Annotated in this window: 25 protein-coding genes; 9 read left to right on the top strand and 16 right to left on the bottom strand. The window is 54.7% G+C overall.

All coding sequences use genetic code 11. The features are described 5' to 3' along the window. Positions 1 to 127: 127 nt before the first annotated feature. From LWH94_RS15010 to LWH94_RS14980, 7 genes are all read left to right on the top strand, one after another. Complete coding sequence (locus LWH94_RS15010; protein WP_011784777.1) at positions 128 to 433, top strand: hypothetical protein; 306 nt, start codon at positions 128 to 130, stop codon at positions 431 to 433. Between the two features lie 99 nt (positions 434 to 532). Further along, positions 533 to 1,045: a DUF411 domain-containing protein gene (locus tag LWH94_RS15005; RefSeq protein ID WP_011786663.1), complete on the top strand. Its 513-nt coding sequence runs from the start codon at positions 533 to 535 to the stop codon at positions 1,043 to 1,045. Between the two features lie 10 nt (positions 1,046 to 1,055). Next, complete coding sequence (locus LWH94_RS15000; protein WP_232902733.1) at positions 1,056 to 1,463, top strand: hypothetical protein; 408 nt, start codon at positions 1,056 to 1,058, stop codon at positions 1,461 to 1,463. A gap of 21 nt (positions 1,464 to 1,484) precedes the next feature. Next, positions 1,485 to 1,910: a hypothetical protein gene (locus LWH94_RS14995; protein ID WP_232902732.1), complete on the top strand. Its 426-nt coding sequence runs from the start codon at positions 1,485 to 1,487 to the stop codon at positions 1,908 to 1,910. Beyond that, positions 1,903 to 2,334 (top strand): c-type cytochrome, encoded by a 432-nt coding sequence (locus LWH94_RS14990; protein ID WP_104270155.1) that lies wholly within the window; start codon positions 1,903 to 1,905, stop codon positions 2,332 to 2,334. Before LWH94_RS14995 ends, LWH94_RS14990 begins: the two co-directional genes overlap by 8 nt. A gap of 36 nt (positions 2,335 to 2,370) precedes the next feature. Next, positions 2,371 to 2,847 (top strand): hypothetical protein, encoded by a 477-nt coding sequence (locus LWH94_RS14985; RefSeq protein ID WP_104270156.1) that lies wholly within the window; start codon positions 2,371 to 2,373, stop codon positions 2,845 to 2,847. A 26-nt stretch (positions 2,848 to 2,873) separates the two neighbouring features. After that, a complete protein-coding gene (locus tag LWH94_RS14980; RefSeq protein WP_011784772.1) occupies positions 2,874 to 3,596 on the top strand; it encodes a cytochrome c biogenesis CcdA family protein in 723 nt (240 codons plus the stop codon). Positions 3,597 to 3,910: 314 nt separating this feature from the next. Here LWH94_RS14980 and LWH94_RS14975 read toward each other — a convergent pair whose 3' ends face one another. The 3 genes from LWH94_RS14975 to LWH94_RS14965 all read right to left on the bottom strand — a co-directional run bounded on the left by LWH94_RS14975 (position 3,911) and on the right by LWH94_RS14965 (position 5,325). After that, complete coding sequence (locus tag LWH94_RS14975) at positions 3,911 to 4,588, bottom strand: hypothetical protein (protein WP_031210228.1); 678 nt, start codon at positions 4,586 to 4,588, stop codon at positions 3,911 to 3,913. Between the two features lie 100 nt (positions 4,589 to 4,688). Further along, complete coding sequence (locus LWH94_RS14970; protein ID WP_200861363.1) at positions 4,689 to 5,090, bottom strand: GFA family protein; 402 nt, start codon at positions 5,088 to 5,090, stop codon at positions 4,689 to 4,691. Next, positions 4,993 to 5,325 carry a hypothetical protein gene (locus tag LWH94_RS14965; RefSeq protein WP_226610592.1) on the bottom strand — a complete coding sequence of 111 codons (333 nt, stop codon included), beginning with the start codon at positions 5,323 to 5,325 and terminating at the stop codon, positions 4,993 to 4,995. The genes LWH94_RS14970 and LWH94_RS14965 overlap by 98 nt, the downstream gene beginning before the upstream one ends. A gap of 79 nt (positions 5,326 to 5,404) precedes the next feature. On the opposite strand from LWH94_RS14965, the gene LWH94_RS14960 reads away from it, so the two are divergent. Continuing rightward, positions 5,405 to 6,640 (top strand): aminotransferase-like domain-containing protein, encoded by a 1,236-nt coding sequence (locus LWH94_RS14960; RefSeq protein WP_232902731.1) that lies wholly within the window; start codon positions 5,405 to 5,407, stop codon positions 6,638 to 6,640. Positions 6,641 to 6,672: 32 nt separating this feature from the next. Beyond that, positions 6,673 to 7,584, top strand: coding sequence for a helix-turn-helix domain-containing protein (locus tag LWH94_RS14955; protein WP_232902730.1), 912 nt, complete (start codon positions 6,673 to 6,675; stop codon positions 7,582 to 7,584). Between the two features lie 100 nt (positions 7,585 to 7,684). Here LWH94_RS14955 and LWH94_RS14950 read toward each other — a convergent pair whose 3' ends face one another. The 13 genes from LWH94_RS14950 to LWH94_RS14890 all read right to left on the bottom strand — a co-directional run. Beyond that, positions 7,685 to 9,088, bottom strand: a complete 1,404-nt coding sequence (locus LWH94_RS14950; RefSeq protein WP_232902729.1) for a TolC family protein — start codon at positions 9,086 to 9,088, stop codon at positions 7,685 to 7,687. After that, positions 9,081 to 12,275, bottom strand: a complete 3,195-nt coding sequence (locus LWH94_RS14945) for an efflux RND transporter permease subunit (protein ID WP_232902728.1) — start codon at positions 12,273 to 12,275, stop codon at positions 9,081 to 9,083. Before LWH94_RS14945 ends, LWH94_RS14950 begins: the two co-directional genes overlap by 8 nt. Positions 12,276 to 12,285: 10 nt before the next feature. Continuing rightward, positions 12,286 to 13,485, bottom strand: coding sequence for an efflux RND transporter periplasmic adaptor subunit (locus LWH94_RS14940; protein ID WP_232902727.1), 1,200 nt, complete (start codon positions 13,483 to 13,485; stop codon positions 12,286 to 12,288). Between the two features lie 97 nt (positions 13,486 to 13,582). Beyond that, positions 13,583 to 14,746, bottom strand: coding sequence for an MFS transporter (locus LWH94_RS14935; RefSeq protein WP_232902726.1), 1,164 nt, complete (start codon positions 14,744 to 14,746; stop codon positions 13,583 to 13,585). A 149-nt stretch (positions 14,747 to 14,895) separates the two neighbouring features. After that, positions 14,896 to 15,579, bottom strand: a complete 684-nt coding sequence (locus LWH94_RS14930; RefSeq protein ID WP_232902725.1) for a type 1 glutamine amidotransferase domain-containing protein — start codon at positions 15,577 to 15,579, stop codon at positions 14,896 to 14,898. Between the two features lie 30 nt (positions 15,580 to 15,609). Next, positions 15,610 to 16,647 (bottom strand): NADP-dependent oxidoreductase, encoded by a 1,038-nt coding sequence (locus LWH94_RS14925; protein ID WP_222180565.1) that lies wholly within the window; start codon positions 16,645 to 16,647, stop codon positions 15,610 to 15,612. An 11-nt stretch (positions 16,648 to 16,658) separates the two neighbouring features. Next, positions 16,659 to 17,816, bottom strand: a complete 1,158-nt coding sequence (locus LWH94_RS14920; protein ID WP_222180566.1) for an iron-containing alcohol dehydrogenase — start codon at positions 17,814 to 17,816, stop codon at positions 16,659 to 16,661. Next, positions 17,816 to 18,235, bottom strand: coding sequence for an organic hydroperoxide resistance protein (locus tag LWH94_RS14915; protein WP_206856375.1), 420 nt, complete (start codon positions 18,233 to 18,235; stop codon positions 17,816 to 17,818). Before LWH94_RS14915 ends, LWH94_RS14920 begins: the two co-directional genes overlap by 1 nt. A gap of 119 nt (positions 18,236 to 18,354) precedes the next feature. Then, entirely contained in the window at positions 18,355 to 19,464 is a 1,110-nt protein-coding gene (locus LWH94_RS14910) for an XdhC family protein (protein ID WP_199007188.1), read from the bottom strand. Between the two features lie 32 nt (positions 19,465 to 19,496). Then, entirely contained in the window at positions 19,497 to 20,672 is a 1,176-nt protein-coding gene (locus LWH94_RS14905; RefSeq protein WP_232902724.1) for a cytochrome c, read from the bottom strand. A 61-nt stretch (positions 20,673 to 20,733) separates the two neighbouring features. Then, positions 20,734 to 22,932 carry a xanthine dehydrogenase family protein molybdopterin-binding subunit gene (locus LWH94_RS14900; protein WP_232902723.1) on the bottom strand — a complete coding sequence of 733 codons (2,199 nt, stop codon included), beginning with the start codon at positions 22,930 to 22,932 and terminating at the stop codon, positions 20,734 to 20,736. Next, positions 22,929 to 23,399: a (2Fe-2S)-binding protein gene (locus tag LWH94_RS14895; RefSeq protein ID WP_206856383.1), complete on the bottom strand. Its 471-nt coding sequence runs from the start codon at positions 23,397 to 23,399 to the stop codon at positions 22,929 to 22,931. The genes LWH94_RS14900 and LWH94_RS14895 overlap by 4 nt, the downstream gene beginning before the upstream one ends. A 100-nt stretch (positions 23,400 to 23,499) precedes the next feature. Next, a partial coding sequence (locus LWH94_RS14890; protein WP_232902722.1) for a hypothetical protein occupies positions 23,500 to 23,679 on the bottom strand: 180 nt, incomplete at its 5' end.

Genomic DNA, 23,679 nt, shown 5'->3' with positions numbered 1-23,679 from the left:
CAGAACATCACTCCTGAGTTTTAACCCGGGTTTTTGCCCATCGCGGCAAGCTCTTTGAAGTTAATTCTTGCAACAAAGTCTCGTACTTCCGTTCATCCGTAACGAGGCTTTAACTGGAGTGAATCAAATGCGTAATTCAAATCTCAAGCTCACCGTAACCGCCGCCGTTCTGGCCGGCAGCGTCGCCCTTTTCTCTGCCCTTGCCCATGGCGAAGGCGCCGGCATGATGGCTGGTCATTCCGAACACAGCCGCATGATGTCCTCGCACGGTATGGAGGGTATGGGCGGCATGATGGGGATGATGAACATGATGTCAGATATGTCCCCGGAAGACCGTAAAGCCATGACCGAGGCTTGCATGAAGATGATGCAGGCTCATAGCGACGATGGCATGCCTGGTGGCATGAAAGACAAAGACACCGGCGCCAAATAACCATTTGGGCACCCTCATGAACTGAAGCTCTGGGCCGGGGATGCATGTGCACCCCCGAGCCCTGCACTGCCCATAAGCGATTACAAACGAGGATTTCCCATGAAGACCAAGAAACTCGCCCTGTATACGGGTATAGCCGCTATCGTTATCGGCGCTGGCGCCACCACATTGGCCCTCCAGGCCGACGAATCCGCCCAGCCGTCGGCTTCTCTAACCGAGAGTGAAGAGGCAGGCCAAACCATCACCATCTACAAGAGCCCCAATTGCGGTTGCTGCCAGTCCTGGGCCGAGCACCTCGCGACCAATGGCTTTGACACCCGAATCGTTGAAACCGACAACCTTAATGAAATTAAACAGCAGCATGGCGTGCCACGCGATATGGCGTCCTGCCACACCGCACTGGTTGATGATCTGGTGATTGAGGGGCATGTGCCGGCCAATGACATCCTGGCCTACCTTGAGGATCCGCAATTCAACACGGCCGGCTTGTCTGTACCCGGAATGCCCCATGGCACCCCTGGCATGGAAACCGGCCGGAAGGACGATTACCAGGTCATTGCCTTTAACGCCAATGGCCAGCAACAGGTTTTCCGTGAGCACAAGGATTACTGAGGTCAGCCCTATGAGAGCAATGGTTTCCCGCCTGAATTCAGCAGTCTCCGGACTTTTTCTGTTCGCGTTCGTGGCTGTCATGCCGACCCTGGTTCAAGCCCAGTCTGTGAATGAGGGCCAATCAGTGAGAGCGCTGACGACGGACTCATCTGGCGCTTTGCTGGTGCTTCGGCAGAGCGGTCTGTTTGCCCTGGATAGCCAGAACACTACCGAGATCCCCCTGCCACCGTCGGATTCCGGCGCCCAGCCCCGGTCCATGGCAAAAGGTGCTGACGGAAGCCTGTACCTTTCAGGGCCTGGCCTTGGGATCTGGCGCTATGACGAGGCCAGCAAGCGTTGGCAATCCCTCAATGACACCCTGCCGGACCTGGGTGTCACGGCGATTGCCGCCCACGCTACCCAAGCCAAAACGCTTTAGGCCTATCTCGGTGCAAGTGGCATGTTCCGATCCAGGAACGGGGGTGCCGAATGGGTGAAGGTAGACAGTGGCCCCCGGGAGCCGGTGCAGGCGTTCCTGCACTCTGATATGCCAGGCAGCATGGAAAGTGGCTGGCTGTTCGCCGGCACCACCCGCGGTGTGGCCCGTTCCATGGACTGTTTCTGCTTCTGGGGTGACGCCGGCGAATTGCGAGGAACTGTTTCCGCCATTGATTACGATCCTTCGGCCCCGGAAAACGTCTACGCCGTAATCGAGGGGCAACTTCACCACAGTTCTGACGGTGGCGAAACCTGGGCTGGCCTTGAGATACCCCAAGCGGTGACCGCTCTGACGTTCTCACCCTCGGAAGGACTCGTGGTGGGCACTAAAAACGGAGAGTTGCTTTCGCGGAACGCCTCTGGCGAATGGGTTCCTGTTTATGAATAAGTGGTCTTTCCCGCTGGTCTTGCTCATTGCCCCGGCCCTTGTGATGGCGGGAGGCGCGCCAACAAACAGTGGCAGCGTGCCGGCCGAAGTAACCGAGGGCCGCCAGATTTATGAGCAATACTGCGCCGCTTGCCACGGATGGCAGGGTGAAGGTGCGGCCGACTGGAACAAACCGGATGAGAAAGGCGAAATGCCCCCGCCACCACACGATGAGACCGGCCACACCTGGCGCCACAGTGATGCCATGCTGTTCAGGATGATTGCCGAGGGATGGCGGCATCCCTTCAACAAAACAGACCGGCTGACTATGCCGGCATTTGAGGACATCCTCACCGACCAGGAAATTCAGTCGGTGATCAATTACCTGAAAACACTCTGGACCGAGGACCAGCGCCGCTATCAACAGAACGAAAGTCAGGAATAAGGAACAACCCTCCCTCAAGTCTTGGGCAACTGGAAAATGGCATTGAAACAGCTTTTTAAGAAGTGGTCATGGTTATTCGGCCTCATCGGTTTCAGCATTGTGGTCACAGCAATCTTCGTGCTGCCGCAGTACCTGAAGCCTGATCTGGATGCCGGTGTTACCTTTTACGCCACCGAGGGATGCGCACCTTTCAAAGGTCAGTGTATCGGGCGAAAAGGCGATCAAACCATCACAGTCGGCTTAGGTAATGAAGCCATCGAATCGATGACAGAGATTCCCATCCGTGTGCATCTCGGCAACATGACAGCAGACTCCCTGATCGTGGATTTCGAAGGGCTTGAAATGTACATGGGCGTGGTCCGCACCCAGCTGTTACCGCATACCCAGGGTGTTTACCAGGGAACCATTACCCTGCCGGAATGCGGTACCGGCAAAATGCTATGGCGCGCACGGGCCATCATCGACAACGGCACGTCCAAGGAAGGCATCAAATTTGATTTCTGGGCGGTTTAACGAACTAACAAAACTTAGGGGGCCAAATGCCTGATCTTGCAACCTGGGGAATTGCCGCCGCGTTTGCCGGAGGTCTCGTGTCGTTTTTCTCACCCTGTACTTTACCCTTGGTTCCCGGCTACCTGTCGGTTGTTACCGGAGGCGCTCTGACTGAGGCTTCAAATCGGTTGAAGGCGTTCTGGCTGAGTCTTTGTTTCGTGATGGGGTTCAGTCTCGTATTCGTTGCCCTGGGAGCAAGCGCCAGTGTTCTTGGGCAATGGCTGATGGCTTATCGTGAAGAGGCCAACCTGGTGGCTGGCGTGCTCATCGTGTTAATGGGCCTGTTTATGTTGGGTTGGTGGAGCATGCCGGCGTTACAGCGGGACTGGCGCATTGGGCAGTCTCTTGAAGGCGGGCGCCCCACTGCCGCCTTCCTCCTGGGCATCGCGTTTGCCATCGGCTGGACACCCTGTATAGGCCCCATACTCGGGGCCATATTGGCGCTCAGCTCCACCCATGCCAATGCTGAGGCTGGCATGCTGTATCTGGCGGCGTATTCGTTCGGGTTAGCTCTCCCTTTTCTCGGAACTGCCCTGTTTATTGAACACTTTCGGCAACGAGTACGCTGGCTCAGTCGCTGGAGTAGACTACTGAGAGCGCTTGCTGGCTTGGTGCTCGTTGTAATGGGAGTAATGGTGCTCACCGGTCGGATGACACTCTTTGCGTCGTGGATGTTGTCGACGTTTCCGGTTCTCGGAAGGCTTGGTTGAGCTTCCTACAGCCAAACTACAGGGAGCGGTCCATGGCTTCATACTCAAATACTGCGTATAAACAGGTTTCATGAACAAATGGGGCTGCCATTTCGTTAACTAATGGTTTTGCATTGCCGAACGATTGAAGCGGCTCATTGTTCTTCAGGACTAGATTAAAAACCGCTTCGCAGTGGAGGATGGTGAACGTTCGCTTTTGTTCAGAGCCCGGAATGTGACCAGGGGTCGCAAAGCGAACATTCAGATGGTTCGATAACGCTTGGCGTTGCGGCGTGCCGGAGCGCAGCGTAGGCGCGTCCGCCAATAGCTACTGGTTATACGGAATTTGCCACCAACATCTCAGTAGCACCTTTTTGAAACCGGTAACTAACAGGCTGCAATGAGACATCAATCCCATCGGCAGATAATGCGGTCATTACCTGATCCAAATGCTTCGAGACCTCTCCGTCTAAGGATAAAACAGGAAAGACACGGACTTCGGTCGCCACTCTGCATAGCTCCCGCATTGATTTAAGGTGAGTTGCCCCATCCACATGGTCACTGTAGAGAAAAAGATAGTGGGAGCAGAGTGCCAAATCGAACTCGAAGTCGGAAAACGGTAATGATGGCAAAGACGCTGATATATACCGCCCTTGCTGACAACCGGCATCAAAGTCGGCCAGGAACCCCGACATGGCATTCATACGGACCTCGCCAAGATGCTCGACGCTACTCAGTGACCTCCAAATATACTTGTCTGCGTCCTGCCGCATCTTAGTCATGATTTCAGGGTAAACTTCATCAATACGACGACGTATTTCGTCGACTTGAAACTGGTAAACCGGATCACAGGAAACAACTTGGCACCCACGCTCTGTTGCCTCTACATTGAAGCTTGCGGGGCCATCACCGCAACCTAGGATTTTCTTGTTCAGATCATCATCCGATAGCCCAAACATCGCTTGGTATTCCTTTAGCGATCGCCCCCACGGTACTACATTAGCTAAATCCAAAATCGACTCTCCTTAGTCTGTATGACGCCAAAACAAGCGACGACCCGATAGGGGCGTCCGGTGGACGGTCGCCAGGCCGGGAATGAACTTGATCGATTTGTTAAATGTCGTCGCGCCATTCCTTATACTTACACACTCTATCGGACTCAAGCCATGGCACGTCGTGCGAAACCCAAATATGAGCCTCTGGCTTCAAACCGGGATCATCGTCCAGAGTGGCCACCCGAACAATTACGTGTGGCTGCGCAGGCCTCTCGGCGACCAAATGAGAACCACAGCGTTTGCAAAAATGGCGCGATTTGCCAGGAGATGATTCGAACGTAGAAATAGAATTTATGCCGCTGAGCCAACGGAAGTTCTCGCGCTTTACTCCCGCAGTGGCGGCAAATGAGGCCGCATGGGCTTTACGACAAGTCTGACAATGACAATGCACAATCGGCATATCCACAGAGTCGATCTCGTAACTTATCTCGCCACACAAACAGCTTCCCTTCAGCCCCATAGGGGATCTCCTTCTGTACATTGAACGCTTGGCTTTGCGGCGTGCCGGAGCGCCAGCGGTGGGAACCGATGCGGTTAGCGTTTGGTGTGGACTTCCCCCAATAAATTGGACGCGTCCCATCGGCTAAAGCGGTTGGTAACATGGTTAAATGCCATACCGCTTCTATCACGCCAGCGGCCAACAAGGAGCAAAGTAACACAAATTTCGCAATCTGAACCAAGACAAGCACTTTCATCCGGCCCTACCATTTATAACACCGCGAAATAGTTACCTACACGCCAGAAGATGCTTCTGGAAAAACAAATGGATTTGAAATGAGCCATCGATCATCAAGCTCCTCCGAGAGCATTCTTTCTCGTCGAATGCAGACAATGAGCAGTTCCGCGATAAGGGATCTGCTCAGGCATTCCAAAATCCCTGGTATGATCTCACTGGCGGGAGGAATACCCGCACCAGATCTCATAGATACCGAAGGGCTTGAAGCGGCCACTTTCCGAGCTGTTGAAAGTGCAAGAAATGCCACCTATCAATATGGACTGACCGAAGGAGAATTGTTCTTAAGGGAAGAAATTGCCTCCCGCATGGTAGCGCAGGGAATCAGCGCGGAACCCGACCATATTCTAGTTACAAGCGGTTCGCAGCAGGCGCTCGACATTGTAGCCAGAGCCTTTCTTGATGAGGGTGATAGTGTGTTGGTTGAAGAGCCAACCTATCTGGCCGCATTACAGGTTTTCAATATGGCAGGAGCGAAGACATTAGTATTCCAAGGTGATCAGTACGGCATTGATTTCACACGATTGGAATCATTGGTTGCCAATAACCGTATTAAGCTGATGTACCTTGTTCCCAACTTCAGTAATCCAACCGGCACAACCCTGCGACTTCCCGAAAGGACAAAACTTGTTGAGTTTGCTATCCGTCATGACATTATGATCGTTGAAGACGACCCATACGGAGATCTTCGATACGACGGAGAGCATGTTGCGTCACTCTTTGAAATAGCCGAACAGTCATTTAACTCGAAAAACCGGGTTATCTACATTTCGTCTTTTTCAAAAACTGTCGCCCCCGGATTACGCTTGGGTTGGTGTATTCCCCCGGAGAGCTATTTTCACTCGCTATGCCGTGCCAAGCAATCTATGGACCTTCACAGTAGTACGCTTTCGCAATACATTGCAGGTTATTACCTGAAAAGCGGCCGTCTTGATGGCCGGCTTCAACTTCTTAAAAAGGCCTACAAATGCCGGCGCGATGCGCTGATAAAAGCTATTTCGGAACATTTGCCAGACGCCCTCGAACTCAACGTGCCCGACGGTGGGATGTTCCTCTGGGGGCGATTTGCAAACGGACTGGACGCATCACTCGTTCTTCAGCAAGCTCTAAGCCATCACGTGATGTTTGTTCCGGGGAAATATTTTTATTGTGAGATACCTGACTTAAGTTCGGTTCGCCTTTCGTTCTCAACGATCACGCCCTCCCTGGCGGACGAAGCTGTTAAGCGGCTTGCGATTGCGATCCAGCGGACGGAACAACGCGAAACTCAAGGGTAGCGAAAACACCGACCATTTTAAACGGAGTTTTTATGGGCCTGAAACAATTCAACTTCCAACATGAAGACGATCGACAACAACTTCTCGCCAACAACGATGGCAGGGGAAGCCGTGAGTATGGATGGCAGAGCATCTTTTTCGAGCGGGTAGAAAAAGATCATTTTGAAACCATTGAACATGCTTTGACCGGTCATTACTTAATGGTAAAGCTCAATTCGGCCGCTCAGGCTAACCGACGCGTAGATGGTACTGTCCGAAAAGAATCGCAAAACAGGGGCTCTGCAGTGTATCTGCCCCACAACTGCCCCCACCAGGTCAGTTATACATCGCGATTGGGTAAGCTACTGTTGATGACCATCCCAGAGAAACTCGTTTCAAGCGTGGCGGAAGAAATGGGCGTTAGCCGCTTCCACGGTCATCCTCTGTTTTTCAAACAAAACAGCTTGCTTCTGGAAACCGCTCTGGCAATCGACAATGAAATCCGAGACGGCAACCCGCATGGTCCAATGTTTGCCGAATTTTATGGTAAAGCGTTGGCGGCACAGATCATCTGCGAAAACACAAGGAGAGTGAGAACCGATAACGCCACCAGGTCAACCTTGACAAATAGGCAAGTTCGCTGGATCGATGAATATATCGAAGCGAATCTTTCCTATCGAATCTTTGTAGATGATTTAGCTCAGCAAGTAGCTTTAAGTCCTTTTTATTTTTGTCGTGTATTCAAATCCGCAACCGGCGATTCACCTCACGTTTATATATTAAGAAAGCGAATAGAATATGCAAGTCAGTTACTCCAGAGCAACGAATACTCCATTTTAGAAATTGCACTTTCTTCTGGCTTCTCAGACGCCTCCAACTTTTCAAAACAATTCAAGAAGTTTACCGGACAAACCCCATCGAACTATCGTAGAGGATTTGAAAAACGACCAATCTTCCTCATGTGAAACCTTTGTGAGGATCGAGTGATTCACAGAGACAAAGTAATGAGTAACCGTGGGGTCAGGGTCACACTGTACGTGTACCCGCCAAACTGCACACCAACGCTTAAGAGCCGGACGACTGCTCTATTAAAAGCTTCTGATGAATCGCCGACGACCACACACCACTAAACTCCGCAAGCACCCCAAGTTGTGCATTGGCGCGCGTAAGCCTGGCCAACAACCGATCCTGTTGAGCCGAAATAAAGGTTCGATTGGCATCAAGCAGATCAAGATAGCCGATCGCCCCCTCGCCATGCATGGTAGACGCGATGCTGAACGACTGATTGGCCGCCTCAAAGGCCCTGCCCGCTGCGCGATCGGCCTCAACAGCTCGACCGTAGTCGAAAACCGCTACCCGCGCACTCGCCACCGCTTTGATTATCGTTTGCCGATAGCGAATATAGCTTTCTTCCGACACTTCGTTCTGACTGTCCACGCGCTGCATAATCACCGGATAACTCAGCAGCGACCAGGAAATCCGTGGGGCGATACTCGCAGTACTTTCGAATCCATCAGACTGGCCCGCTACATCCGTCACGCCAAGGAAGCCCTCCACCGAAACTTGTGGGTAGAGTTCTGCCCGCAGGGCATTGCCTTGCGCGACATCTTTGGCGAGCGTCGCCAGTGCACCGCCAATATCAGCCCTGCGTTGCATTGCCTCATTCGCCCTATTAGCCCCCGGCACACCAACCGACACAGCTAACACTCCCGACGCCGGCCGAAGGGTCAGAGTTTCCGGGTCTTCATTCACCAGAACTGACAGCACCGCTTTTGCCCGATATAACTGGGCTCGGGCATCCGGCAATTTGGCCCTTTGCTGCTCCAGCAAGGTGTCCGCTCTCGCCAGATCGAGGTCTGGCGAGAGCCCCTCATGGACCCGTAACGCCATTACCTTACGGGTATTTTCAAGAGTCCGTATATCTTCCTTGATCAGCTGAACGCGCTGTCGGGCTGCCACCCACTCTATGTAGGCCCGCACAACACCGACGGTCACTTCTTTCAGCATCGAACGCTGATTATTCAATGCAACTTCAAGATTGGCTTCCCCCGCATCTACCAAAGCTCTAAGCCGTCCAAACAGGTCCAACTCCCAAGACGCCGACAGGCCCACAGAAGCAGTTTCCTGGACGCTGTTTCGGTCCGTAGCGTCATAGTCGACGACTACCTCTCCCTGTGGCAACAACCGACTTTCGTCGGCCCCGAGGTCTGCAATAGCCCGGCGAACTCTCTGCCGCGTAGCCAGCAGGTCCAGATTTGCCGTCTGGGCAACCTCAACAAGTTGGTTGAGCTGGGTGTCCTGATAATCTCGCCACCACGCCAGTGTGTTGGCGCCCGCCGGCTGCACATCGAACTCAAGGCTATCCAGGTATCGGGCATTGGCGGCCTGTCGAGCTTCATAATCCGGGGTCGCGGCACAGCCGGTGAGCAGGATTGATCCAAAGACTATCCAGACTGCGCTCTTAAGCATGGTTGTTCTCCGTGATCTGATCCTTGGTCGCCGCTTTCTTCTCACGAGCTCTGGCGGCATCCGCTTCTGCACGCTGAATGACGGCATAAAACACGGGCGTAAAGAGAAGACCAAAAACGGTGACACCGATCATCCCGGAAAACACAGCAATACCCATCGCGTGTCGCATTTCCGCACCGGCACCACTGGCCAGCACCAGTGGCACTACGCCCGCGGTGAAGGCAATTGACGTCATCAGGATCGGGCGAAGCCGCAGGCGACAAGCTTCGATAATCGCTTGATAATGCGTGTAACCACTCAGATTCAGATCCCTGGCAAATTCCACCATCAGGATCGCGTTCTTGCTCGCCAGGGCCACCAGCACGATCAAGCCAATCTGGGTGAATATATTGTTGTCCCCGTTGGTCAACCAAACGCCGGCCAATGCGGATAGCAGGGTCATGGGCACAATCAGGATGATGGCAAACGGCAGACGAAGACTCTCATACTGAGCAGCCAGTACAATGAAGACCAACAGGATAACAAGCGGGAACACGTACACCATGGTGTTGCCTGCCAGCTCTTGCTGGTAGGTCACCTCTGTCCACTCGAAGGTCATACCATCCGGTAGCGTCTGAGCCAGCACTTCTTCAATGGCAACCTGAGCCTGATCAGAACTGAAGCCCGGCGCGGGCGAGCCATTCAGCTCCGCCGTAGGATAGCCGTTGTAACGCATCACACGATCCGGCCCAATGGTTGACTCCACATTCATGATCGCCGAGAGCGGGATCATCTGACCCTGCTGGTTGCGAACCTTCAGGTTAAGAATGTGCTTGGGGTCCAGTCGCTTCTCAGCCTCCGCTTGTGCAATCACCTGATAAGTGCTGCCAAACAGGTTCACATCGTTAACGTAGACCGAGCCCAGATACACCTGGAGAGTATCAAACACCGACTCCAGCGGAATGCCCAGAAGCATCGCCCGCTCCCGGTCGATATCCAGATCAAACTGCGGTACCTGAACCCGAAAGCTGGAGTACAAACCAGTCAGCGCGGGGTGTTTTCGGGCTTCGTTCAACGTAGTTTGCAAGCTACCAAAAAGCGCTTCAAAACCCTTACTGCTGCGATCTTCGATCTGCAGTTTGAACCCGCCGGTCGTACCCAGCCCCAAAATCGGTGGGGGCGGGAACACAGCCACGAAGCCTTCATCAATACCGGCAAAGGCTGCATTCAGCCTTCCGGCAATGGCACCGGCGCTCAGTTCGGGCGTCGTCCGCTTATCAAAATCATCCAGCGGCAAGAACACAACGCCGCTGTTGGAACTGTTGGTGAAGCCATTAATCGACAGCCCCGGAAAGGCGACCGTATTAGCCACGCCGTCTATTCCAAGGGCAAGCTCTTGCATCTCATCAACCACCGCAACAGTTCGATCTAGGCTGGCCGCATCCGGGAGTTGAGCCACAGCAACCAGGTACTGCTTGTCCTGCTGCGGGATGAATCCGCCAGGAACAACATTGAACAAGTGGCCAGAGAATACCGTCAGGCCCACATACACAACGCCTACAATGGCGCCGTAACGAACCAGTTTCTTGACCAACAACTCATACGCTGTACCGATCCGGTCAAAGAATCGGTTGAAGGGATGGAACACACAACGACCGAAGACCTTGTCAAGTAAGCGGGAAAGTCGATCCGGCTTTTCATCATGGCCTTTCAATAACAGGGCTGAAAGAGCCGGTGACAGAGTCAGGGAGTTGATTGCCGAGATGACGGTCGAGATGGTGATGGTCAACGCAAACTGCTTATAGAATTGACCCGACAACCCGGTGATGAATGCGGTCGGAATAAAGACTGCACACAACACCAAAGCAATGGCGATGATCGGGCCAGTTACCTCGTTCATGGCTACCTTGGTAGCTTCCCGAGGTGACAATCCCTGATGAATGTTCCTCTCGACGTTTTCCACCACCACTATCGCGTCGTCAACCACTATCCCGATGGCCAGTACCATCCCGAACAGTGAGAGCGTATTGATCGAAACGCCAAACCACTGCATCACCGCGAAGGTGCCCACAAGCGATACAGGAACTGCAACAAGCGGAATAATTGAGGCGCGCCAGGTTTGCAAGAACAGCACAACCACCAGCACCACCAGAAGAATGGCTTCGAGCAACGTGGCAATGACTGCATCGATAGACCCACGAACAAACACGGTCGGGTCGTAGACAATGTCGTAGGTGACGCCTTTCGGAAAGGATTCCGACAGCTTGTTCATAGTCTGCCGGACACTGTCGGAGAGCTCAATCGCATTAGCGCCGGGGCGCTGAAAAATGGGCATGGCAACCGCCGGCTTTCCGTCCAACCCTGCTTCCAGTGCGTAAGTGCTCTGTCCCAATTCGACCCGGGCAACGTCCGACAGACGAGTGATAGCACCGTTCTCGCCGATTTTCAGCACAATATCCCGAAACTCATCCAGGGAAGTCAGTCGCCCACGGACATTCAACATCAACTGAAACTGATTATCCGTTGGCGCGGGCTGTGCGCCCAAAGTGCCCGCAGCGATCTGTCGATTTTGGGCACGAACCGCGTTAACAACATCCGTCGCGTTGAGATTACGGGCAGCCAGGTCGTCAGGGCGTAGCCATAGACGCACGGCAAATTCACTCCCACCAAACAACCGCACATCCCCTACTCCGCCCAGGCGGGCGATTTCATCTTTTACATTCAGTTCGGCATAGTTCGCCAGGTAGGTAATGTCCCGGCTCTGATCGGGAGAATGCAGATGTACGACCATGCTCAGGTTAGGAGACGACTTTTCCGTCACCACGCCAAGGCGCTGAACCTCCTCTGGTAGTCGTGGCAGAGCGATATCAACGCGGTTCTGTACTTGTACCTGAGCTTTGTCCAGATCCGTGCCCAGGGCAAACGTCACTGTAAGCGTCATTCGACCGTCTGCGGTTGCCTGCGAGGACATATACAGCATGTTCTCAACGCCGTTAATTTCATCCTCAATAGGAGAAGCCACGGTCTCAGCAATCACTTTGGGGTTGGCGCCCGGATAGTTCGCGGTAACCACGACGGTTGGAGGCACGACTTCCGGATATTCACTGATCGGTAACTGGAAAAGGGAAATGCCCCCCCCGATCAGTATGATCAGGGACAGCATGGCGGCGAAAATCGGCCGGTCGATAAAGAAGTGTGGAAACTTCATATAGCAGGCCTCAGAACTCGACGCCAGCGGTCTGCTGGACTGTCGATGCGTGATCTTCAAGGGTAAAAGCAATGTCAGAAGGCGCTTCTGAGAGCAAAGTTGGAGCAATCTTCATATCTGGCCCCACCTTGGCAGCACCATTTGCTACCAGCAGATCGCCCTCGGCGATGCCCTGCTCTACCACACGGAAAGTGCCGTAGCGCTGGCCAATTTCCACGGGGGTGTAACGAGTTTCGCCATGATCGTTTACCGTGAGCACAAACCGGCTGTCCAGGTCGGTAGCAATGGCTCTATCCGGGACAAGAATTTTCTGTTCTGTACCGGCCACAGCGATTTTCACACGTGCAAATGCACCCGGAACCAGAGTGCCGCCTGAATCTGACAATACCGCGCGCAAACGGAGCGTTCCTGTGTCGGAATCAATGCTGTTGTCGACAAAGTCAATCTCGCCCACGTGTGAAAAATTGCTTTCCCCAATTAACTGGATGCGTACCGGAGATCCAAGTGCCTGATCACGTGTTTGGAAGAAGCGATACCAAGTGCTCTCGTCCATATCAAAATAAGTGTAGCGATCCTGATTCGATGCAATCGTCGTCAGACGACTCTGGTTCGCAATGACGGTGTTTCCGGCCGTGATATTCGCTCTGGAAATGTCACCTTCGATCGGAGACCGAATGGTGGCGTAGCCCAACTGAAGCTCTGCTTCCTTGAGCTGGGCGTTAAGAGATGAAACTTCCGCCTCTGCCTGACGACGAACCGACTCGCGAAGTTCCGCCTGTTCTTCGGAAATGGCATTGCTGCGCAGCAATCGACCAGCACGCTCGGCTTCGGCTTTGGCTTGATGAAGCGCGGCCCGGGCACGAGCCAGCTCGGAATTAAGCTGCTCCACTCGAGCTTTCAGGTGGCGATCATCCAGTTGGAAGAGAACGTCGCCCTTATTTACCCTTTGCCCCTCCTGAAAATGAACTCTATCGATCACACCGGACAACCGGGGACGAAGTACCACGTTCTCTGGCGCCTCAATGCGCGTGGTGTAGGTTTTCTGTGGTTGAACACCAACGCGGGCTGCGGCGACGACCTCAACCGCGGGTGGCTGAGAGTCGGAGACATTGTTTTGAGCTACGTTATCGCAACCCGCAAGAATAAAAACGGCCGCACTCAGTGCGACGAGAAATCGATATCTCATTGACTCAACCTTTTTCGTTTTCATTAGGAACTCTGAAGCCGGCACCGAGTAGATTGTTAAATCAATGCCGGAGTGACGCGTGGCAGGAATTATCTTTACTTCAAAGCGCCAAAAATAATCATCACGTTATATTGGCTTTATCATTCAAACTGATGTGATGGCTAAAGCTGTATATCCCGAAGGCAAGAACTATAAAGCCCGCTGCGACTACATTCAGAGAGTCGGTTCCGAGTGTTTGGTATACATGCTTCCCAATAAATGTGGAGAACGAAACTCCCAGATAGATGGCGGATGTGTTCAGGCCAAGAACAATCGACGCACTGGAGGGCGCGGTTTTAACTAGTTGGTGTTGCAAAGGCACCAGACAGCCCCAGGCCAAGGCGCCCCATACGACAATTGGCACCACCGCCATAACGGGCGAAGATGAAAGCAATGGCCAAATCAAGAAGTCCAGGCCCAGCAATCCAAGCCCTGCAAAGATGACCGTCCTGCCGCCCCATTTATCAGTTAATCTACCAGCGGAGAAGGTTCCTATAGTCGCTGCAACACCCCAGCAAGCCATCAATAAAGCCAAAGTCTGGCCATTACCAGCGGTGGCGGGCTCAAGAAGAACACTGGCGTAGCTATGCACGATGTATGACCCTGTCATCAGGAACAAGGTTGTTCCCAGGACTCCCAAAATGGAGAGTCTCTTGATCGGTTTTAGAAGATCCAAGGGTCTCTTTCTTGTGGCTGGCTTAAGGGCAGGGTCAAGTAAAAATACCAGTCCGATAGCTGCCAAACTGGCCAGGATGGCAACGAACCACATACCAAGCCGCCAGTCACCAAAACTCGTTGAGAGGGCAATTCCCAATGGCGCCCCAATAGCGGTCGAGGCACTCAGCCCGGCTGTTATCAAGGATAATGAACGCGCCCAGTATTCCTGCGCAACTATTGCGGTCGCTGCAGCTCCGGCAATTGGCATATACAAGGCGCAACCAAAGCCCGCCAAGGCTCGGCCAGCGATTATCAGTTCAAGATCCGAAGATGCTGCAGATAGGATATGCCCTACAGCCAGGACAGCCATACCAAAGATCAGAATTGGTTTGTAAGAGAAATTCACAAGTAGCGTGGCGGAAATAGGAGTCATCAATGCATATGCAGCAGCAAAGGCGGCAATCATGCCTGCAGCTGTTCCGACATTGACATTAAGGCTCTCTGCAACCTCGGGTAGCAGGCCCGCCATAATGAAACTACCGGTGCCAATAGCGAACATTCCAAAAGACAGGATGAGTAGCTTTTTCATGAGGGATTACATTATCGAGTGCCCACTTGTCTCTTGGATGCCAAAAGGCAAGTGGGCCCGGTGAGGGAAAAGGGCCAGCCTGAATCATATCCCGGCCGACTTCGCTGGTTTGGTTCAGCTTTCGAGGGTAATAACGCCCTGAATCCAGATTAGTTGGATGCTATAAGCGTTAACAACGCTTGGGCAGCAGCCTCCGAAGAAGCTGGATTTTGCCCGGTGACCAAAAGACCATCAGTAACCACATATGACAGCCAGTCATCACCACAACTGTAGCTGCCTCCATGTTCTTTCAGCATGTCCTCCACGAGGAATGGAACTACGTTAGTGAGGCCGACCGCCTCCTCTTCTGTATTGGTGAACCCGGTCACCCGCTTATTCCTAACGAGGGGGAATCCATTGTTGTCTTTAACGTGTTGGAGTACTCCCGGGGCGTGACAAACTGCAGCCACGGGTTTATCCGCGCGAATTGCGCTTTCGATGAGCGCGATGGATTCGGAGTTCTCAACCAAATCCCACAGCGGGCCATGGCCGCCCGGGTAGAATACGGCGTCGAAATCGGAAACCACCACGTCTGCGAGTTTGACCGTTGAAGCCAGGGCTGCGACTGCTTCGGTATCAGCTTCAAAACGATGCGTAGCATCCGTCTGAAAATCAGGCTCATTGCTTTTCGGGTCTAACGGCGGCTGTCCTCCATTGGGCGACGCCAATACGATATCCGCTCCCGCATCCTTGAAGGCGTAATAGGGCGCAGCCAGTTCTTCCAGCCAGAAGCCAGTTTTCTCGCCGGTATCCCCCAGCTCATCATGTGAAGTCAGTACCATTAATATCTTCATCGCTTGCCTCAATTAATCACAGATTCTGTGTTATGCGCGACGACCTACGCGGATAACCCGTTTACCAAAATTTTCGCCCCTGAGAAGGCCTATGAATGCCTCGGGGGCATTTTCCAGGTCATCAATGATTTCTTCTCGATACTTGATGTTTCCGGCTTCGACCCAGTCACCCATTACTTCAGCGAAGTCCTGGTAGAGATGGCCGAAATCCTCGAAGATAATGAATCCCTGCACCTTGAGCCTTTTGCGCAGAATCACCGACATCAGCCAGTTCATCCTGTCTGGGCCCTGCGGTAGTTCGGTGGCGTTGTACTGCGATACAAGTCCACATACCGGTACCCTCGCGTTGGTATTCAGAAGCGGAACCACAGCATCGAGGACCCTGCCGCCTACATTCTCGAAATAGACATCAACACCGTCCGGACACGCGTTGGTTAGCTGGTCTGCGAAGTCAGGTGAAGTGTGATCAAGGCACGCGTCAAACCCCAACTCTTCGACCGCATAAGCACACTTTTCCGGGGTACCGGCAATACCAACTACGCGGCACCCAAGGAGCTTACCGATCTGACCAACAGTGGCACCTACCGGGCCGGTTGCTGCAGCCACCGCTATGGTTTCTCCGGACTGCGGCCGACCGATCTGTGTTAATCCGGCCCAGGCAGTGAACCCGGGCATGCCTAGCACCCCCAACGCCCAGGACGGATGTGCCGGTGAGGAACCCAGGTTAATCACCCCTTCCCCGTCTGACAGCGAATAGTCCTGCCAACCATTGCCACTTAACACCCAGTCTCCCGCCGAGAAGCCCTCGATATGAGACGACACAACCCTTGCGACTGTTCCGCCGACCATGACTTCGCCCAGTTCCACCGGGGCCGCGTAGGAGGGTGCATCGCTCATCCTGCCCCGCATGTAGGGGTCCAGAGACAGGAATTCCGTGCGCAAGAGCATCTGATTATTCCCAACCGAGGGAATCTGCTCTCTGACAAGTTTAAGTGTGTCTTTCGTCGGCTCGCCTTTCGGACGTTTCGCAAGCACGAACTTTCGGTTCACCGTTTCAATGTTTGTCATGATTGCTCTCCCTACAGTGCTGCTTCGAGTATCCGACGGGCATCTTCAGGAGCAATCACACCGTATTCCCCGAGTGCAGTCATGCCATGCTCCTGTAGGCCGGTGACAATCTGATCAATTTCGGGTTCGGCGATGCCATAATCCCGCAGCTGTGTTTTTATCCCCATCCGCTGAAAGAATTCCCGTGTCGCTTCAATGGCAGCATCAATGCGGTCCTCCTCACCGCCATCAACAATCCCCCAAACATTACGGGCATACTGAAGAAGTTTTTCTCGTTTCGGGACACGTTGATCATTCAGAAGTGAAGGCAGAACAATCGCCAGCGTGCGAGCGTGATCGGTATCATTCAGCGCGGTAATTTCGTGACCAATCATATGAGTGGCCCAGTCTTGCGGTACCCCGGCTCCAATCAATCCATTCAAAGCCATCGTTGCTGTCCACATCAGGTTGGCGCGGGTATCGTAATCATCCGGTGTCTCGAGTGCCTTGGGTCCAAGCTCGATTAAGGTACGCAGCAGAGTTTCAGCGAAACCATCCTGGACGAAAGCAGAAACAGGGTATGTCAGATACTGCTCAACTGTGTGGACAAACGCGTCTACCACGCCATTCGCGACCTGGCGGGGAGGTAGGGTGTAGGTAACCTCGGGATCGAGTACCGAAAACGTGGGATAACAATGAGGGCTGCTAAATGGAAGCTTAGCGCCTTTTTCAGCATTCGTAATCACTGCGCCTGAGTTCATCTCAGATCCGGTTGCAGGCAGCGTTAGCACAGTGCCGAATGGGATCGCTCTCGTGATAACTGAACCACGTGTCGTGAGGATTTCCCAGGGATCACCGTCATAGTCTGCAGCCGCTGCAATAAACTTGGCTGCGTCGATGACGGATCCTCCGCCGACGGCAAGCACGAATGTCACATCCTTTTCCCGGATCGTTTCAACTGCTTTCAGCGCTGTAGCGTAGCGTGGGTTCGGCTCAATGCCGCCAAACTCATAAAACGTATGGGCAGAGAGTGCATCACGTACCTGAGCCAGCACACCGGTCCGTTCCGCACTGCCACCACCGTATAGAACAAGAACTCTCGCATCAGCGGGAACGTGGTCTTTAATATCTGCGATGGTGCCTTTACCGAATAATATTCGAGTCGGGTTTCTGAAGTTAAAGTTCTTCATTATTGGGTTGTCTCCGTTTCTATGTGTAGGCGAACATCCACGTTGCCGCGAATCGCGTTAGAGTATGGGCAGAGCTCATGCGTCGCTTCGATTAATCGCTCGGCGTCCGAACTGGCCATCCCGGGCAAATGAGCTGTAATATCGACATCAAGGCCGTAACCGCCCTCGGTTAGTTGGCCTATGCCCACTTCGATCGAGGTTTTGGCCCCTTGTGCGTCCACCTTCAGTTGCTTCGCCATGAGCTGCATGGCGTTGTCAAAACAGGCGGCATAGCCAAGAGCAAACAACTGTTCAGGATTAACACCGGTAACGTTGCTACCAGGCGGTACCATTTGCACGGAAAAGCTTCCGTCATTCAGTGTGGACGTTCCTGACCGCCCGCCAGATGCCGTGGCAGCCGTTTTGTAAAAAACCTTCATTATTGACCTCCTGCTTATTAGACCGGTCGTATATTCGCCCGGCAAAAAAATGTTCTCCAAACCGCCATTCGGCGGAACCGTCTTCAACGGCCTCTCAACTCGATTGCGCCCTCAAGCGGCTAGTGAATTGCGCCACTTCGGTGCATGAGCATGCCGCCACTGCGCCCACGCAGAACGGCACTGATTTCCGATACTATCGCCATAGCGACACTTTCAGGGGTGTCTCCCCCCAAATCCAACCCCACGGGATAATGCAATTTTTCTCGTGTCACTTCCGACCCATTCGACTCATCCATCCCGGACAGCAAGCGTTCAGTCCGGTATCGTGGCCCCAACTGCCCGACATAACTGGCGCGGCTTCTCAAGGCCAGCGATAGCCAGTTTTTGTCCTGCTCAAGACTATGCGTCATGATAACGACGGCCGCGTTATCAAGGAGCTCTTCTGTCGATAACAGCGAATCATGACTCTCAATTACCCGAACCTCGTCAGCCAAAGGAAACCGTGACGGGACGGCAAACGTGGCGCGACCATCAATGACAGTGACGTGCCAGCCCAGCATTTTTGCAAACTTGACCAGCGGTTGAGCGTCATGCCCGGCACCGAAAACCACGAGCTTTTGTGGTGGTGACACCAGCTCGATAAACACTTCAATGCTGCGGTTTGGACCACGATATTTTTGTACCCGAGATCGACCGTTCGCTATCACCGACTTCATATCGGCAAGAACAGACGGCCGGATAACGTCATCCCTCAGGCCGCCCTTCAGTTCACCCGAGTGCGCAAGTATCAGGCGCTCACCAATGGTAACCCCGGAATCATCGGGCGCCCCGATGACGGTGGCAACCACCGCCTGCTGCATATCGGCTCTCACACGTTTAAGGATATCCACCAAATCGGACTGGATGTCGGGAGTAACCCGCTCAAACAGCAAATGCACCTTGCCATCACACCCTAGTGCGAAATGATAGGAGCTATCACTGGCCTCGCCCTCCTCGTCCGTGCTGTAACTGCGCACGGTCGGCCCATCTGAGGTCAGCCAGAAGGCCTTACGGATGACATCCTGCTCCAGACAGCCACCACTGACCGTGCCTTCCGACTGTCCCATCGAGGAAATCAGCATACGCGCGCCCGGCCGCCGGTAGGCCGAGCCTTCGACCTTCACCACCGTCGCCAGAACGAACTCCTCGCCGGCGCGCTCCTGATTCTCGATCGCCTCTAACAGCGACACCAATCCCGACATCCTGGAATACCCGTGTAGGTTTAATGCAAGGCCGCAGCCTGACGTTCCCGGATCTGCTCCGGTGTCACCTCCGCGTCCAGGCCACCGAAGTGTTGCAGAACGAAGGTGGCCAGGGCCGACAGCTCATAAGCGTTGTAAATGGTTCCGAAATCAGGCATCCGGTGGCTCACCGGCAGCGACGACGCCGGATTTCCTTCCATCAGTATACCCATCAGATTCCGCGCCTTCGGATCGTGAACCGTTTTCAGGCCCGCCAGGGTCGCAGCCGGCGACTGGTTACCCTCTCCGTTCCACTGATGACAGCTGGCACAGGCCTCGGCAAACACCTTGCTGCCCAGCCCGGGCTGCTCCGGTGCCGCCAATGTGTCTGCCAGGGGCGTCGGCCGGGGCAAGCCGGTGGCCTGTGGCTCGGTCTGTTTCAGATAGGTCGCTATCGCCCGCAGATCCCGGTCGTTCAGGTGCCGCAGGCTCAGCTCGACGACCTCTGCCATGGGGCCGCCGGCAACGCCCAGGCCCTCGGCATAGCCCTGCCTGAAATAGTTCACCAGCTGCTCTTCTGTCCAGGTGCCAATGCCATGGGAATCGCTACCGCTGATGTTGTACGCACGCCAGCCTCCCAGGTCGGCCCCGGCCAGGCGCTCGCTGCTATCCATGGCCTGAAACAGATTTCTCGGTGTATGGCACTCCCCGCAGTGTCCGGGGCCTGTGACCAGATAGGCACCCCGGTTCCAGTCCTCACTGCGATCCGGGTCGGGCTCAAAGCGGCCTTCGTCCAGAAAGAGCAGATTCCAGAAATACAGCCCCCAGCGCTGATTGAAGGGGAACGCGATATCGTTCTCCGGGGCAGACTGCTCTACCGGGTCCAGACTGAACAGATAGGCCTTGATGGCCAGAATATCCTCGCGCGGCATTTTGGTGTACGACGTATAGGGAAAGGCGGGGTAGTAATGATCGCCCTCCGGGCCAATACCCTCTTGCAGGGCTTTGACAAACTGCTCATCGCTCCAGCCGCCGATACCGGTTTCCCGGTCTGGCGTGATGTTGGGCGAATACAGCGTGCCAAACGGCAGCTCGAAGGCCAACCCGCCGGCATAGGGTTCCTTGCCGGGCGCGGTGTGGCAAGCCACGCAGTCGGCCGCCTTGGCCAGGTATTTGCCTTTTGCAAGCATCGCCGCATCTTCACTTGCCAGGGACATCCCGGCTCCGGTCATCAGATACGCGAGCAAACCATAAACCAGCGTTCTCACAGCGCCTCCCTTAAACAATGTAATAGCCTGAACGAGTCAGCGGTAACTGGCGCACACGATCACCGAATGCGGCATGAACGGCGTTGACCAGCGCCGGACCAATCAGCGCAGTACCTGCTTCACCCACGCCTCCCGGTGCCTCCGCGCTGGGCACAATATCCACTTCCACCGAGGGAGCTTCGCCCATACGCAACTGGCGATACTCGTGGAAGTTTTCCTGCTGTACTTGCCCCTGCTCGATCTCGATTTCATTGAACAGCGCCGCCGACAACCCAAACAGCGTGCCGCCTTCCATTTGCGCTTTTACAGAGGTGGGGTTAGTTACCAGGCCACAATCCACCACCGTCACCAGGCGGTCTATACGGATGCCCTTGTCGCCCACCGCCGACAGCTCCACTACTGTCGCCACCACACTGCCAAACACTTCACCGACCGCCAGGCCGCGCCCTCGGCCCTCGGGCAGCGGGTCGCCCCAGTTGCTCTGCTCAGCCAGCCGTTCCAGTGCCGCCACTACCCTGGGGCGATGCTGGAGCAGTGTTTTGCGGTACGTCAGCGGGTCGATCCCGGCGTTGTGAGCCAGCTCATCGATGAAGCATTCGACGGCATAAATGCCCCGCAACACCCCCACTCCTCGCCACCAGGAGATGGGCACCACCTCCGGCTCCTCCCGAATATAATGGACCTTGAGATCATCCAGGTGGTACACCGGGTCCACCGCGATTTCAACGGCATCGAAATCCACACCATTGTCTGGCAAGCCACCGAGGTAGCGCGCAATAATCGAACCTCCGGCAATGCGATGGCGCCATCCCGCCGGATATCCATCGTCCCCGATGGCGGCGGTCATGCGGTCAACGTACCGGGGACGGTACATATCGTGGGTCATGTCTTCTTCCCGGCTCCAGGTCAGCTTGACCGGATAATCCACCTTGCTGGCAATCTGGACGGCCTGGGTGATGAAATCAAAATCCAGCCGGCGCCCGAACGCACCACCAATCCACTGGTTATGGATCCGGATCTGCTCCGGGCTGAGCCCGGTGATCGACGCGGCGGTTTGCTGTGCCAGGCCGGGCACCTGGGTACCCACCCAGAGATCGCAACCGTCCGCCTGCACATGGGCCACGCAGGTCATCGGCTCAAGCGGGGAATGGGACAGAAACGGCTGTTCATAAACGGCCTCAAATTGCGTCGCTGCCGTATCCAGTGACTGGTCAATGTTGCCGTTCTCGGCCGCCACCACCCCATCACGGCGGCTGGCCTCGTGCAGTTTCTCACCAAGCCGGGCGGAATCGAGTTCACGGTTGGCGCCGTAGTCCCACTCAATGTCCAGGGCCTTGAGAGCCTCAAAACACGCCCAGGTATTCGTGGCCGTAACGGCTACTGCATTCTCCAGAACCACAACGTCCTTTACCCCGGGAATCGCCCGCGCTGCGCGATCAGAAACCTGGCGCACAGTACCGCCGTAGACCGGGCAGGCCCGGGCCGAGGTGATCAGCATGCCCGGAACATCCAGATCAATGGTGAATTTCGCCTCACCATTCACTTTCGCGGGGGTATCCAGACGTTGCGCCGGAGTTCCGATCAGCCGGAACGCCTCCGGCTGCTTGAGTTCCACGGTCTCGGGCAGGGGATAAGTCGCAGCCAGATCTACCAGTTTTCCATAACCGAGCGCCTGACCATCCGGCCCGAGCACCTGACCGTCCCGGGCCTGGCACTGCCCCGCCTCAACCTTCCAGACCGAGGCAGCGGCCTCAACCAGCAACATTCGTGCAGTCGCTCCGGCCCGCCGCAAAGGCTCCCAGGTATAGCGGGTCGAGGTTGAGCCTCCCGTAGCCTGAAACTGCAGCAACGTGTCGGTATAGAGGTCGGCATCGGGTGGTGCCTCCTGCAGGTCAATCTGGTCAAGCCCGACTTCCAGCTCCTCGGCGACCATCATGGCAATGCCGGTGTGAATCCCCTGCCCCATCTCGATCTTGGGTGAGATCACCGCAACCCGGCCATCATGACCGACCCGAACAAAGGCACCGAAACCTTCGGCAAAGCGGTCGCCCAGGGCGCCCTTTTGGGTGGCGACGGCCGCTGCGGCGGCACTTTTGGGCGCAAAGGGTGGCAGCCAGGCGCCTACCATAAGCCCGCCCATGGCCGCGGTGCTGCCTTTCAGAAACTGCCGGCGGGATGCGCTTTCCTGTGTCAGATGGTTATCGCTCATGGTTGCCAGACTCCTACACTCTCGCTGACGTCCTGAATGGCACTGCGAATCCGGGTGTACGTGGCACAACGGCAGATGTTGCCCGCCATCGCCTGGTCAATCGCGTGATCGTCGATGCGGTTGTTGTTGGCCAGCAACGCCACCGCAGACATAATCTGGCCAGACTGGCAATACCCGCACTGGGCAACCTCATGATCGAGCCAGGCACGCTGGACCTTTTGCGCCAGCGGTTGCTCGCCGATGGCCTCAATGGTGGTGATCTCGCGGCCCGAGACATCGCCCACCGGCATGACACAGGAACGGATAGGCTGGCCATCCATATGGACCGTACAGGCGCCACACTGGGCAATCCCGCAGCCGAACTTGGTACCCGTCAGTTTGAGAATGTCCCGCAACACCCAGAGCAATGGCATGTCACCGGGCACATCCACAACATGGGTCTGATTGTTTACTTTCACCGTCTGCATGGTGCCCTCTTGTCGCCATTAAATCTAAAAGATATCAAACCGATAGATTAGACCGGTCGTATAGTGCCGTCAAGAAACAGCTCAAGATAAGGTCCTAACATCACGTTAAATGATGAACGTCAACAAAAGCAGAGAAATGAACAACCCGACAATTGAAGTGGACCCCGAAATTTGGACAGGTGCCTAAGCTCTGATTCATCATCTCCACAAGGAGGAGAATCATGAGCAAGAAACGCAAGCAATACAGCCCATCGTTCAAGTCCAAAGTTGCCCTAGCCGC

The organism is Marinobacter sp. G11, assembly GCF_021282325.1.
GTDB lineage: Bacteria > Pseudomonadota > Gammaproteobacteria > Pseudomonadales > Oleiphilaceae > Marinobacter > Marinobacter vinifirmus.
Note: the sequence above shows the minus strand (reverse complement) of the source record. Positions and strands in the feature narration are given on the sequence as shown.